Source organism: Streptomyces sp. NPDC001933, assembly GCF_042890955.1.
GTDB lineage: Bacteria > Actinomycetota > Actinomycetes > Streptomycetales > Streptomycetaceae > Streptomyces.
Map to the genome: position 1 here is coordinate 201,176 of NZ_JBIASS010000004.1, position 12,278 is coordinate 213,453.

Annotated in this window: 11 protein-coding genes and 1 pseudogene; 5 read left to right on the forward strand and 7 right to left on the reverse strand. The window is 70.8% G+C overall.

The features are described from left to right. Window positions 1-39 precede the first annotated feature (39 nt). A complete protein-coding gene (locus ACFYY7_RS11965) occupies window positions 40-1,986 on the forward strand; it encodes an ABC transporter permease subunit (RefSeq protein ID WP_388660252.1) in 1,947 nt (648 codons plus the stop codon). Next, a complete protein-coding gene (locus ACFYY7_RS11970) occupies window positions 1,979-2,938 on the forward strand; it encodes an ABC transporter substrate-binding protein (protein ID WP_388660255.1) in 960 nt (319 codons plus the stop codon). Before ACFYY7_RS11965 ends, ACFYY7_RS11970 begins: the two co-directional genes overlap by 8 nt. A gap of 68 nt (window positions 2,939-3,006) precedes the next feature. Here ACFYY7_RS11970 and ACFYY7_RS11975 read toward each other — a convergent pair whose 3' ends face one another. Beyond that, a complete protein-coding gene (locus ACFYY7_RS11975) occupies window positions 3,007-4,041 on the reverse strand; it encodes a metallophosphoesterase family protein (protein ID WP_388660257.1) in 1,035 nt (344 codons plus the stop codon). A 296-nt stretch (window positions 4,042-4,337) separates the two neighbouring features. Here ACFYY7_RS11975 and ACFYY7_RS11980 point away from each other — a divergent pair, with 296 nt between their 5' ends. After that, window positions 4,338-6,347 carry an NB-ARC domain-containing protein gene (locus tag ACFYY7_RS11980; protein WP_388660260.1) on the forward strand — a complete coding sequence of 670 codons (2,010 nt, stop codon included), beginning with the start codon at window positions 4,338-4,340 and terminating at the stop codon, window positions 6,345-6,347. Here ACFYY7_RS11980 and ACFYY7_RS11985 read toward each other — a convergent pair. After that, window positions 6,344-8,011: a translation initiation factor 2 gene (locus ACFYY7_RS11985; RefSeq protein ID WP_388660263.1), complete on the reverse strand. Its 1,668-nt coding sequence runs from the start codon at window positions 8,009-8,011 to the stop codon at window positions 6,344-6,346. The two genes, ACFYY7_RS11980 and ACFYY7_RS11985, sit on opposite strands and share 4 nt — an antisense overlap. Window positions 8,012-8,197: 186 nt before the next feature. On the opposite strand from ACFYY7_RS11985, the gene ACFYY7_RS11990 reads away from it, so the two are divergent. Together ACFYY7_RS11990 and ACFYY7_RS11995 are read left to right on the forward strand one after the other, a co-directional pair. Continuing rightward, window positions 8,198-8,665: a hypothetical protein gene (locus ACFYY7_RS11990; RefSeq protein WP_388660266.1), complete on the forward strand. Its 468-nt coding sequence runs from the start codon at window positions 8,198-8,200 to the stop codon at window positions 8,663-8,665. 75 nt (window positions 8,666-8,740) lie between these two features. Further along, the gene (locus ACFYY7_RS11995; protein WP_388660268.1) at window positions 8,741-10,189 is read left to right on the forward strand and encodes an SMI1/KNR4 family protein; all 1,449 of its coding nucleotides are present in this window, start codon (window positions 8,741-8,743) and stop codon (window positions 10,187-10,189) included. Window positions 10,190-10,234: 45 nt separating this feature from the next. Here ACFYY7_RS11995 and ACFYY7_RS12000 read toward each other — a convergent pair whose 3' ends face one another. The 5 genes and pseudogenes from ACFYY7_RS12000 to ACFYY7_RS12020 form a co-directional block, all read right to left on the reverse strand. After that, entirely contained in the window at window positions 10,235-11,005 is a 771-nt protein-coding gene (locus tag ACFYY7_RS12000) for a DUF6193 family natural product biosynthesis protein (protein ID WP_388660271.1), read from the reverse strand. A 101-nt stretch (window positions 11,006-11,106) separates the two neighbouring features. Next, window positions 11,107-11,262 (reverse strand): hypothetical protein, encoded by a 156-nt coding sequence (locus tag ACFYY7_RS12005; protein WP_259928902.1) that lies wholly within the window; start codon window positions 11,260-11,262, stop codon window positions 11,107-11,109. A gap of 83 nt (window positions 11,263-11,345) precedes the next feature. Continuing rightward, the gene (locus ACFYY7_RS12010) at window positions 11,346-11,474 is read right to left on the reverse strand and encodes a hypothetical protein (protein WP_388661135.1); all 129 of its coding nucleotides are present in this window, start codon (window positions 11,472-11,474) and stop codon (window positions 11,346-11,348) included. A gap of 6 nt (window positions 11,475-11,480) precedes the next feature. Then, a pseudogene (locus ACFYY7_RS12015) lies at window positions 11,481-11,678 on the reverse strand (hypothetical protein); the annotation flags it as partial. Window positions 11,679-11,965: 287 nt separating this feature from the next. Continuing rightward, entirely contained in the window at window positions 11,966-12,205 is a 240-nt protein-coding gene (locus tag ACFYY7_RS12020) for a hypothetical protein (protein ID WP_388660274.1), read from the reverse strand. Window positions 12,206-12,278 lie beyond the last annotated feature (73 nt).

The window sequence follows — 12,278 nt, forward strand, 5'->3', positions numbered from 1 at the left end:
CCCCACCCGTGCCTCGGCCGCGACGGGAAGGCTGCCACGATGAGCACCACCGTCACCACCACCGCCGCCGAGGCGCGCGTGCCACTGAGCGACACCCTCGCCCGGTACCGCACCGCACTCGTGGCGGGCGCCGCACTCGTCGCGCTCCTGCTCGGCACCCTGTTCCTGGGCGGCGGCACCTGGCCGGCGCGCCTCGCCGTCGACCTGTCCGGGCCGCTCGGCGACGCCAGCGACTGGATCATCGACAACCGGGACAGCCACCCGCTCTTCCTGTACTTCTTCGGCCACATCAGCAACACCGTCGTCCTGTCCGTACGCGCCGTCTACCTCGTGCTCCTCGCCGCCGGCTGGGCCGGGGTCACGGCAGCCGCCGGCCTCGTCGCCTGGCGCCTCGCGGGCATTCGCTCGGCGCTCACCGCCGTCGCCGCGTTCGCCGTGTGCGGGCTGCTCGGCATGTGGGTCCCCACCATGCAGACCCTCGCACTGATGACCGTCGCGGTCACCGTGTCCGTGCTGCTCGGCGCGGTGCTCGGGCTCGCCGCCGGACTGTCCGACCGGGTGCACCGGGCGTTGCGCCCGGTGCTCGACACCATGCAGGTGCTGCCCGCGTTCGCGTATCTGCTCCCGGTCGTACTGGTCTTCGGCATCGGCGTCCCGGCGGCCGTCCTCGCCACCGTCGTCTACGCGGCACCGCCCATGGCCCGGCTCACCGCGCTCGGGCTGCGCGGCGCGGATGCAGGGGTCATGGAGGCCGCGGCCTCGCTCGGCGCGACCGGCCGACAACGGCTGCTGACCGCCCGGCTCCCGCTGGCCCGCAAGGAACTGCTGCTCGGCGTCAACCAGTCGATCATGATGGCGCTCTCGATGGCCGTGATCGCCTCCGTGATCGGCGCGGGCGGCCTCGGTGATCGCGTGTACCAGGCCCTGGCCTCCGTCGATGTCGGCGCCGCGCTCGCCGCCGGTGTGCCGGTCGTGCTCCTCGCCGTTGTCCTCGACCGTGTCACCGCCGCGGCGGGGGAGCGGATCGGCGCCGCACCCTCCCGGGGGACGGCCCTCGGCTGGGCCGTCGCCGCAGTCGTGGCGGCCGCCGTCGCACTCGTCGGCCGCCACACCGGCCGGCTGTCGTGGCCCGATGCCTGGACCGTGGACATCGCCGCGTCCGTCAACCGCGCCGTCGACTGGATGACCGCACACCTGTACTCCGGGGTGCCCGTCGTCGGCGGCACCGCCGACTGGGCCGCCCGCTTCACCGGCTGGGTCCTCGACCCGGTCCGCGACGGCCTGCAGTGGCTGCCCTGGTGGACCGTACTGCTGCTGGTGGCAGTACTCGCCCAGCTCGTCGGCACCTGGCGCACCGCGCTGACCGCCGTGCTCGCCATGGCTGTGATCGGGGTGCTCGGGGCATGGGAACCGGCGCTGGACACCCTCTCGCAGGTGCTGGCCGCGGTTGCCGTCACGCTCCTTGCCGGTGTCGCCATCGGCGTCGCCGCGGCGCGCGGACCACGCCTGGAGCGGCTGCTGCGGCCGGTGCTCGATGTCTTTCAGACGATGCCGCAGTTCGTGTACCTGATCCCGGTGGTCGCGCTGTTCGGCGTCGGCCGGGCACCCGCCGTCGCCGCCGCAGTGGTGTACGCGCTGCCCGCCGTCGTCCGCATCACCACCCAGGGCATGCGGGCCGTGGACCCGGTCGTGCTGGAGTCGTCCCGCTCGCTCGGGGCGACCGGCTGGCAGCAGCTGCGCCAGGTCCAACTACCGCTCGCCCGCCCCGCGTTGCTGCTGGCCGTCAATCAGGGAGTGGTCCTCGTCCTCGCCGTCGTCATCATCGGCGGCCTGGTCGGGGGCGGTGCGCTCGGCTACCTCGTGGTGTTCGGGCTGGCCCAGGGCGACCTGGCGACCGGACTGGTCGCGGGCGTGGCCATCGTGTGCCTCGGACTGATGCTGGACCGGGTCACCCAGCCTGCCGGAAAGGAGACCCGGAATGCGTAGCCGTACCATCGCCGCCGCTGCAGCGGCGTTCGGTCTGCTGGCCCTCACGGGCTGCGGGGCGGCGGACATGACCAAGCAGGCGTCCCCGTACGCCGATGCCCACGGCGCGAAGACCGTGACACTGTCCGTCCAGTCGTGGGTGGGCGCGCAGGCCAACGCCGCCGTCGCCCGGTACCTGCTTGAACACGAGCTCGGGTACCGCGTCGACACCGTCCAGATCGACGAAGTACCCGCTTGGGACGCGCTCAGCCAGGGCCGCGTCGACGCGATCCTGGAGGACTGGGGCCACCCGGAGCAGGAGCAGCGGTACGTCGCGGACAAGAAGACCATCGCGCCGGGCGGGGAACTCGGCGTGACCGGCCACATCGGCTGGTTCGTGCCGAAGTACTTCGCCGACACGAACCCCGACGTGACGGACTGGAAGAACCTCAACAAGTACGCCGACCGGCTCCGCACGGCGGAGAGCGGCGGGAAGGGCCAGCTCCTGGACGGCTCGCCGTCGTACGTCACCAATGACAGGGCGCTGGTGAAGAACCTGGACCTGGACTACCAGGTGGTCTTCTCCGGCTCCGAGGCGGCGCAGATCACCCAGATCAAGCAGTTCGCCAAGGAGAAGAAGCCCTTCCTGACCTACTGGTACAAGCCGCAGTGGCTGTTCGAGCAGGTTCCCATGACGGAGGTGAAGCTGCCCGCGTACGAGGAGGGCTGCGACGCCGAACCGGAGAAGGTGGCGTGCGCGTATCCGCACACCCCGCTGCGGAAGTTCCTCAACGCCCGGTTCGCCGACGCGGGCGGCCGGGCCGCCGAGTTCCTGAAGAACTTCCGCTGGACGACCCGGGCCCAGAACGAGGTGGCGCTGATGATCGCGGACCAGAAGCTCGCGCCCGAACAGGCCGCGGAGCGCTGGGTGAAGAAGAACGAGTCCACCTGGCGGGCGTGGCTGCCGAAGTGAACCGCGACGGTATGCCGTGCCGTACCGGACTTCGGTACGGCACGGCAGGACATGTGTGCGGTGGCAGGTCAGGCGCTGGTGTGCAGCGGGACCGTCAGCTGCTTGAGCCAGGTACCCGTGGTGAAGTCACGGGCCTTGATGACGACGGAGTGGGGACCGACCTCGACCTGGAGCCCCTGGTTGAAGGCACCGCCGAGGGAGACCTCGCCGCCCTTGCCGTCGTCCATCCAGCCCACCTGGACGGCCGCGGTGTTGACGACGGTGAAGCCTTCGAGGTTGCCGGTACCGGGGACGACCCGGCGCACCACCCAGTCGGACAGGTTGAGGTCCCAGTGGGTGTGCCCGGAGAAGAGGAACACGTCCTTGTGCCGGCCGAGGATCGACAGGAGCCGGTCGGGCTGGAGGTAGTCGTTGAGGTAGAGCTTGTTGTGAGTGCCCGACACGGTGTTGGGCAGCGGGTGGTGGGTCATCACCATGACGGGCCTGCGGCGGCGGGCCCAGTACGCGAGACGGTCCTCCAGCCAGGCGAACTGCTCGTCGCTGATCCACACCTCGTCCCACAGCTTCGCGTCGTGGTAGTGCGAGTAGCGCTCGGTCCCGAGACTGAGCACGGGCACGCCACCGAACGACGTCTCGGAGTAGACCTTGTTGCGGCCGGCGAAGTTGTAGAAGCTGCGGAAGAGGGAGTCCTCCGTAGTGCCGTTGGGCCAGGTCGCCTGGGCCAGGGTGTTGGGGTCGCTGTACTTCGGCACGTAGAACTCGTGGTTGCCGATGGCCCAGGCGACGTTCTTGGGATGCGGGTGCCGCTCAAGGGTCTGGCGGACCGCCGCGTACTCGAAGTCGTAGCCGCGCGGGGTGATGTCGCCGGCTATGCCGAGGCCCGCACTGTCGGGGTTGATGTGGTGCAGATCATCGAGGGCCTTGCCGAAGTCCGTCAGATCGCCCTGGATGTCACTGATGATGTTGAACCGGACCGTCCGGCCCTTGCCGGGCCGGTACGGAGCGGCCTCGGCCGCCGGTGCCGCGAGTCCGGCCCCGGCGGCAAGGGCACCGCCCACCAGGGAAGCGGTGCCTGTGGTGGCCATGAACGATCTGCGATCCATTGGAACTTCCTTCGTCTGTACGCCCCCGTGCGGATGGGACAGGGGGAGTGTCGCTGCCTGGGATGGCCCGCCGGGGTATCGCGGATGACTGTGGCCTGAACTGTTCGGTCTGGCCGATTTCGGTGAGGCTGGAAGAGGATGCCTGCCTCGGGCCGGCGGAGGTTTCTACCGCATTCCGTCGTGTGGGAACCTTTAGAGTGCGAGTCCTGGACAGCGGCAAGTCTTCGGACGGAAGCCGGGTTTGCGCGGAGTACCTGGCTCGGCCGTGTCGGGCAGGGGATGGGAGCGGATCCTGAATGAGGGTTGAACTGCCACCGGAGCCGATGCACTTCGTCAACCGCGAGGAGGAGAAGGCACGGGCCTTTCGCGCGGTGGAGGAGTGGCAGGGCCGCTCCCGGCCGCTGGTCCTGTCGCTGAGCGGACCGGGAGGTCTCGGCAAGACCGAGCTGGCCTTCCTGATCGCGCGGAAGCTGCGTGAAAGCTTCTCCGATGTGCTGTCGGTCGACCTGGACGACTTCCGGGTGGGCGGCGCGGTGGACCCCGGCGAGGTGCTCGCACAGTTGCTGCTCTCCCTCGATGTGGAACCGGACTCGGTGGAGCGCCAGTTCAAGGCGCGTTGCCGGCAGTACTGGAACGTGACCTCCGACCGCCGGCTGGTCGTCGTCGTGGACAACGCCCGGTACGCCTCCGAGATCGTCCCGCTGCTTCCGGCGTCGGGCGACAGCGTGGTGATCGTGGCGAGCCACGGGCCGCTGTACGACCTGGAGGACGGTGCCGCCGTCGACCTGGTGCTGCCGCCGCTGGAGGATCCGGTTGCGACGGAGCTGCTGGAACTGATCGTCCGGGACCGTCGGCTGACCACCGATCCGGAAGCTGTGCAGACAGTGGTGCAGATGTGCGACGGCTTGCCCGCAGCCCTGCACGTCGCGGGCCGCTGGGTCCGCTCCCACCCCTTGCGGCCGCTGTCGCGTCTGATCGCGGAGCTGCGGGCCGAGCTGGACGAGAAAGGGGTGTCCTCCGGGGTGGAGGACATCTGGGACGCGATCTACCGCAGTCTGTCCTCCTCGGCCGCCCTGCTCTACCGGTTGCTGCCCAACCACCCCGGCTCGACGTTCACCCACGAGTCCGCCACCGCGTTGCTGGGGCTGGGGCCGGAAGTCTGCCAGGACGCGCTGGAGGAGCTGGTCACGGCGGGGTTGCTGGACCTGCGCATGATGCAGCTCACCGATGACGGCCGGATGAGGCTGCCGGGTCCGCTGCACGCCCACGCCCGGCGCCGGGCCCGCGACCACGAGGCGCACGGCGAGACGGCCGAGGCGCAGAAGCGGGTGCTGCGCTGGTTCGTCCGGCAGGCCCAACTGGCCGACCGCTTCGCCGCCGGCCGGCGGCTGGTCGTCGCCGACGGCTTCGGCCCCGTCCCCGATGCCCCGGACGTGCCCCTCGACGATCCGGCCCGGTCGGAGGACCGCTCGGTCCGCACCGCACGGGCCGAGAGGGCGGCGCGCTGGCTGTACGCGGAACGGCACGCGTTGTTCGCGTGCGTACGGCTGGCCCACGGGCGAGGAATGGACGCCGAGGTCGTGGCCCTGTGCGAGCCCGTGTGGACGTACGCGATGGACCATCCTCACGCCTCCGATGTGACCGAGCTGTTCCGGCTCGCGGTGACCTCCGCGCTCCGGTCCGGAAACGCCTCCTGGATGGTGCGCATGCGATGTCAACTCGCACGTCCCCTCTGGGAGTCGGGCAGGCTCGCCGACGCCGGACGCGAACTCGACGGCGCGTTCGCGGCCCTCGATCTGTTGGGGGACTCCGAGGCGGACCACAAACTCCGGGCCTCGACGATCGAGTTCCGCGGCATGCTCAGCTCCGCACGCGGGGACTGGAACGCCGCGGTGGCCGACTTCGCCCGGTCCCGTGAGGTGCACCTGGCCATCGGCAACGACTACGGAGCCATGCTCCAGACCTACCGCTCGGGCCAGGCGAGCGCGGAGCTCGGGGACCTGGAGGAGGCGGCCCGCCTGCTGGCCGAGGCACGCGACGCGGCCGTGGCACAGGACCGTGCGAGGCTGAGCGGGCGCACCGGATTCGCACTCGGCGGCGTCCTGCAACGGCTCGGCCGTACCGATGAGGCCCGGGGGCTGTACGAGCGGTCACTTGAGGGAGCACGCCAACGGGGCTCCGGCTTCGACCAGGTCCGTGTCCTCGACGCACTGGCCGAGCTGGCCGGTGCGGAGGGGGCGAACACGTCGGCCGAGGAACACCGTGCCGCCGCGGACGCCATCCGACGCCGCAACGGCCTGCTCTAGACGGCCTGCCCGGCTTCCTCGTCCGTGGCCGGGCGGAGCAGAACGTGGAAGGTCCGGTCGCCGATGACGCAGTTCAGGCCGGACTGTCCGTCGGGTACGCCCCGGTGGGCGGACAGCCAGGCGTGAACGGCGGACAGTGCGGCGGCCGGGTCGACGCGCACGATCCGGCCGTCCTCGTAACGGGATTCGACGTGCACGGCGTACGTACCGTCGTCGCCCCGGACCTTGAGCACGCAAGGCCCGGTGGTCATGATGGCCGCGGCGGAGCGGCAGCCCGAGTACTCGGACAGGGCGTGCCGAGCCCACCCCGCCGCCGTCCACTCGACTTCCCCAGCAGTGGGGGAGGGCTGCGACGGGCGGCAGTACAACAGGCCTGCGGACCGGACGAGTTGTTCGCTCGCGGCGCCGTACTCCGCAGCCAGGTGGTGTCCGGGCGGGCCCATTCCGGCGGGGCGCCGGTCGATCAGGACCCCGTCCTCGGAGACCGTGGCGTGTACATCGAAGGCTGCAGGCGTACGGGTGGCAGCCGAGGGGGAGGGCAGCAGCCGCGGCGGGACGTGGTGGGCCGGCGGGGCGAGGCCGAGGAGTGCGTAGACCTCGGTGCGCAGCCGGCTCGACGACTCGCCCCGGGCGGCGAACCCGGCCTGGGCGGCGGCATGTCCTGTTCCGGGCCGGTACGCACTGAGGGCTTCCTGCACCGTTTCGGCCGGGCCCAACTCCGGTACCTGTCGCAGGAGTACGTCCATCGGGCTGCCGGGGATCAGCTCGGCGCCGGTCCGGTGGACGTTGACGACCGGTCGGTCGCGTACTGCGGAGTAGTACAGGGCCGTCGACCCGTGGTCGGTGATGAGCGCGTCGGCGGCGATCAGTACGGATGCCCATTCCTCGTACGGTCCGGCGAGGACCAGTCCCGCGTCCAGTGCCGGGGACAGGCGCTCGGTCAACTCGTACTTGCCGAGCAGGCTCCGCTCGTTGGGGTGCACGATCAGCGCCAACTGGTACTCGTCGTAAGGCAGATGGGCGGCCAGCTCGGCAGGCAGTCCGGGCCGCCGGCGCAGCAGGCATTCCGGTCCCCACGTCGAAGCGAGAACGATCAGTGTGCGGGAACCGGTGCCCAAAGCCGTGCGGTATCGGTCGCGGAGGGACAGCGAGGCGAGGATGCGCTCCAAGGTGGGGTCACCGATGACCTCCGCCCTCTCGGCGGCCCTCGGGCTCGCGGCAGCCAGCCGGGCGACCTGATCGGGATGGGCGAGCGCGTACAGGGCGGCGGGCGCGTCGTCGTCGGACGGCAGCAGGTATTCCGGATCCAGTCCGGAGGCCGAATCGGGGGAACCCTCTCCCGGAATCGACTTGTTGAACCCTGCTCCGTGCGGGAGCAGCACGTGCTGCCCGGAGAGCAGGCTCAGTTCGCCCTTCGGGCTGGCCGTGAGGACCAGGTCGAATGTGCGCCGGCACGCCTCGTCCCACGGAAGCGTTCGGCCGCCGACGTCGTCGATGACCGAGAGCGCGTCAACTCCGAAGTCGGATCCCGGCACCAGGGTGAAGAGACGGGTGATGCGGTGATCACCGGCGAAGACCGGGAGAGCGTCGAGAAGGCGGTAAAGAGCTACCGCGGACCGAGCCGCGAAAAGAACCGCCCGTCGCCCGTCGCCCGTCGCCCGCAAGTGTCCATTCTAGGGAGGCGGGGCGGGCGCTATCCGGCGTTTCCGCAGATCGGGGGTCCTTCTTCGCGCCGTCGAACGACATGTTCCGATCGTACCGTGTGCTCGGTACGCTCTCCGAGCGTGATCCACAACGCACATTCGGCAAGCGTGCGGCGCGGGTCGGCGGCTGTTCGGGAGGATGACGACATGAGTGACTTGGGGATCGCGCTGATCGCTGCGGGAGCAGCCATCGCGGGGAGCGTCGCTACCGGTTGGTACACCCGCAGCGCCGGACTGCGGCAGGCCGAGGCGGCGCGTCAGGCCGGAGACCGTCAGGCCGACGCGCTGCTCGAAACGGTACGGATGACTCTCCGGGAGCAGGCGGCCGTGCGCTTGCTCGACATCCGGCGTCAGACCTATGTGGCATTCCTCGGAGCGGCGGAGTCGAGTATCCGGACCGAGCGGACGGGGCGGGGGCGGGGGGACGACGACGCCCTGCTGGAGACCGCACTGGGTGAAGTCGTCCTGGAGGGACCGGCCGAGGTCGCCGACGCCGCACGGGATGTCGTCGACCGCCTGCGCCGCCACGAGGCGCCGGACAGCATCCAGCGCGCCAAGCTCGCCTTCGTATCCGCTGCGCAGGAGGTGCTGACCACATCACCCGGGGTTCTGTAGGCGTCGGCACGCCCTGCCGTAGTTGTTCGGGGTAGGGCGAACTCCGTTGTCAGTGGCCGCGCGTAGGGTCTGCGCATGGTTGATCAGAGATCTCGCTCGTCGTTGCTGCACGACTTCGCGACGTGGAAGCCCGTGCTGCGATTCCTGCGGGACGGCGGAGAGCAGGAGCAGGCTGCGCACTCCATCCGAGTCGCGGGACGTGTCGGCCGGGGGAGCTGGAGTCTGCCCCGGCAACGAAAGTCGCCCGGGTTCGGTCGGGCCTCCCTGGCCGATGGCATGCGGGACGAGATGAAGGCGGTGGAGCGGGTGCGGCGCGTACTCGCGGACGCCGGTGTCGATGACGTCGCGTTCACGGCGGAGATATCACCGGCCGGGAAGACCGAGCTCCGGCTGTTCGGGACGAGCCCCGCGGTGGAGCCCGGCCTCGGCAACCCGCACCCGGGGACGCTCATCCTGGTCGAGGACGCCGTTCCCCGGCCCTGGCTCCGTCTTCCCGACCCGGCGCCCGGGGCGGTGCCGGCCCCCTCGGCGGATCCGGCGCTGCTGGAGCGGACGCTCCGCGAGCGGCTGCCCGAAGCCGTCGGCGCTACGGAGACGGATATCGCCGCTGCGGAAGCCCGACTCGGCATCACCCTGCCCGAGGAGCTCAAGGCGCTCTACCGGGTGACACGGGCGCGGTGGGAGGACCAGGTCGACGACCACACAGCGGCGGAACGGGAATGCATGGCGGTCGGCTGCGAGCTCTTCGCCCTGGACGACCTGTACATCGCGGAGCCGGCGTCCCGCCACTGTCTCTGGAAGTTCGCGGCGATGGAGGCGGTCGTCACCCCGCCCGACGCGGCGGTGCAGGGCGTGGTCGGCTCGCCCGGCTGGATCGTGTTCGGGGACAACGGCGGCGGCGACCGGCTGGCGGTCGATCTGACACCCGGCCCGCGTGGGCACACAGGGCAGGTGATCATCCTCAGCCATGAGAAGAACATCGGCGCCGGCCTGGTCGCGGACTCGCTCACCGACCTCGTGATGGGGCGGCGCAGCAAGCGACGTGGTGGTTCGGACGGAGACCGGCAGCCCGCCGTGGCCCACGTCAATATCCGGAGCCTGCCGAGCATCGAGGCCGCCGCGCACCCCGGTCTGGAGGTCCTGTCCATCGGTGTGTGGGAGGCCGAGCCGCTCAGCCTCTCCCCGGTCATGGAGCTGCCCCGTCTGCGGACCCTGGCCGCCTACCCCGGCACGCTCGCCGATCCTCTGGAGATCGCCGGCCTCACCGCACTGGAGTTCCTGGAGCTCGGCCCGGAGGAATGGCGTGTCCTGCTCGACGCGGGAGCCGTCCCGCGCAGCCTGTCGGCCGCGGCCATCACAGTGCACGGCACCCGGGACCCCCTGCCCATTGTGGGCTTGGCCAACGAACTCCTGGCCCTTTGGGACCGGCCCCAGATCATCCAGACCGTCCTCGAAGGCGACCTCGGGCCCATGGCTCGGGGCGGGGAGGAGGCTATGGACGGTGTCTCCCGAGACCGTGAATGACAGCACCTCAAGCCTCGACGGCCTCGGGGACGACGGCCGCGGAGCTCACGAAGCGGATCCGCTCCGCTTCTTGTCCGGGGGCGCTCCGTACGTGACGGGGCCGGGGTCGGCGGGCAGATGGCGCACCGCGGCCGCCACGGCCTCCTGTGCCGTCGCGGCCTCGGCCAGCGGGTCCCCGCCCATGAACCCCTTGCTGACCGTGTAGGCCTGGCCGGCATCGCCCGCGAGCAGGCACGGCCCGATGACGGTCAGGCTCGGGCCGGTGGTCGTGGAGAAGCGCAGCGCCCAGTGGCTGGTCAACGGGTAGAGGCGCCGCAGCGCCGGCTCGGCGTAAGCCGCTTCGATGAGCGCGTGGTAGGCGGGCCAGTTCCGTTCGACGGCCTCCGTGCGCATGCGCTGCCACTCGGATTCGGTGAGGCGTACGGGATCGGGGTCGGGTACTTCGAAGCGCCCGGTCAGACGCACGAACGGCGCGGCCCGCCGGATGTCGTTCAGTGCCGCCCCGTCCTGCCACCCCTGCACGGCCCGCGCGACCTGCGCCAAGTCGTCGGTGTCTCCTTGGACGAGCGGGCTGTCCTCGAAGGGCTCCTCACCGCGAATCGACCACCGTCGCTCGACCGCCCACGCGCTGACGACCAGAGCCTTGCGGTACGGCAGCCGGCTCGCGGCGCGGGCATGGGACAACGGGTCGGCGGACGAGGGCGTCGCAACGACGGAGAAGCCGCCGTCTTCCGCCACGGCTCGCAGTGCCGCGGCGAGGCTGCCTCGCGCCGCGACATCGGGATACAGAACGGCTGGATCAAGGTGTGTGACCACAGCCGTTGATTGTGCCGCAGCGGCGGGAGGTGTTCCGCCGGGTGTGCGGAACACCCCGCGCCCCGGCCCGGAGACGGCCACGGTCCGGCGCGCGGCCCGTGTCAGGTCTCCTCGTCCTCCCCGCGGCGCTCACCCTCTGCCTGGGACGGCTGGGTGCGCATGGTGGCGGGGTGGCGCTCCTCGGCCGGATCCCTGTCCTCGTCCAGCCTCTCGCCCTCGGCCTGCGACGGAGTCGGGTACTCGATGTTCTCCTTCATGGCAGCCTCCGTAGTCGGGACGCCTGCCTACAGATCGAGCCTATCGCGTCCGTCGGGTCGACGGCCGGGCCGGATAGGGGTGGTCAGCACGGCCGGCGAGCGGGTGCGGCGAGGCGGCGGCGCATACCGAAGGCGTAGACGGTGGCGGCGACGGCCATGCCGACCGGGAGGGCGAGGTCGAGTCCGCCCGCCGCGTCGGCCAGTGGGCCCACGTAGGGCTCCGTGCTGACACAGAGAGCGGATGCGGCCGTGCCGGTGGCCGGCGCGATGACGCCGGTCCAGTTGACGCCGGCGGTGTACCGGTACGTACCGCCCGGGGTCTCGTCGGTGAGAGCGGGGCCGTCGTACCGGTTGCGGCGAAGGCCTGCCAGAGGGTCAGGCCCATGAGGATCAGGGCGCCGCCTATGACCAGGCACAGGTGGTTGACGTTCGCGGCGGCCCGGACGGAGAAGAGCTCACAGGGTCGGCCATGGCGTTCCCGTTCGGGAATGTGGTCGATGCGCGGGACTCGATGTGTCCGGCCTGATCGGACGCCGGGGCGAGATTCGGGCAGGGATGCGGGGCGTCCGACTCAAGGCCGGGGGGCTGTGGAAGTCATGCGCGCCTCTGCCTGGTGTGCGTGCCCACACATTTGTCTATTGGTCGGACACTCAATAACATCGGGTTCATGGCGTCAAGAGTTCACCGGCCACGAAGTCGGCAGTCACTCACTGATCGACGTGCGGAGATGGCCGAAGCGGTCGCCCCGGAGGCCCTGGCTGAAGGGCTGGAGGGTGACGCCCTGCGGCGGACCGGTGAGCGCATCGATGTACGCCAGGGGCCGATCGGCCGCTGTTTCTCCGTGGCGGACGAACCGGTGGCGGGGGCGTTCGGCAGGGTCGCCGGTGCCGAACCGGGCACTCTCATTCTGTCCGTCCGGGCGGAGGATGCCGCTGTCGAGCACCTCACACACTCCTTCGCACTCGCGACCGGATCCCGGTATGACGCTCTCGGCCGGCCGTGGATCAACGCCCGGA

Bases quoted from the DNA above. Each gene is read 5' to 3' on its own strand.
- ACFYY7_RS11980 (WP_388660260.1), top strand. From the start codon at position 4,338: ATGAGGGTTGAACTGCCACCGGAGCCGATGCACTTCGTCAACCGCGAG.
- ACFYY7_RS11995 (WP_388660268.1), top strand. From the start codon at position 8,741: ATGGTTGATCAGAGATCTCGCTCGTCGTTGCTGCACGACTTCGCGACG.
- ACFYY7_RS11975 (WP_388660257.1), bottom strand. From the start codon at position 4,041: ATGGATCGCAGATCGTTCATGGCCACCACAGGCACCGCTTCCCTGGTG.
- ACFYY7_RS11990 (WP_388660266.1), top strand. From the start codon at position 8,198: ATGAGTGACTTGGGGATCGCGCTGATCGCTGCGGGAGCAGCCATCGCG.
- ACFYY7_RS11970 (WP_388660255.1), top strand. From the start codon at position 1,979: ATGCGTAGCCGTACCATCGCCGCCGCTGCAGCGGCGTTCGGTCTGCTG.
- ACFYY7_RS12005 (WP_259928902.1), bottom strand. From the start codon at position 11,262: ATGAAGGAGAACATCGAGTACCCGACTCCGTCGCAGGCCGAGGGCGAG.
- ACFYY7_RS11965 (WP_388660252.1), top strand. From the start codon at position 40: ATGAGCACCACCGTCACCACCACCGCCGCCGAGGCGCGCGTGCCACTG.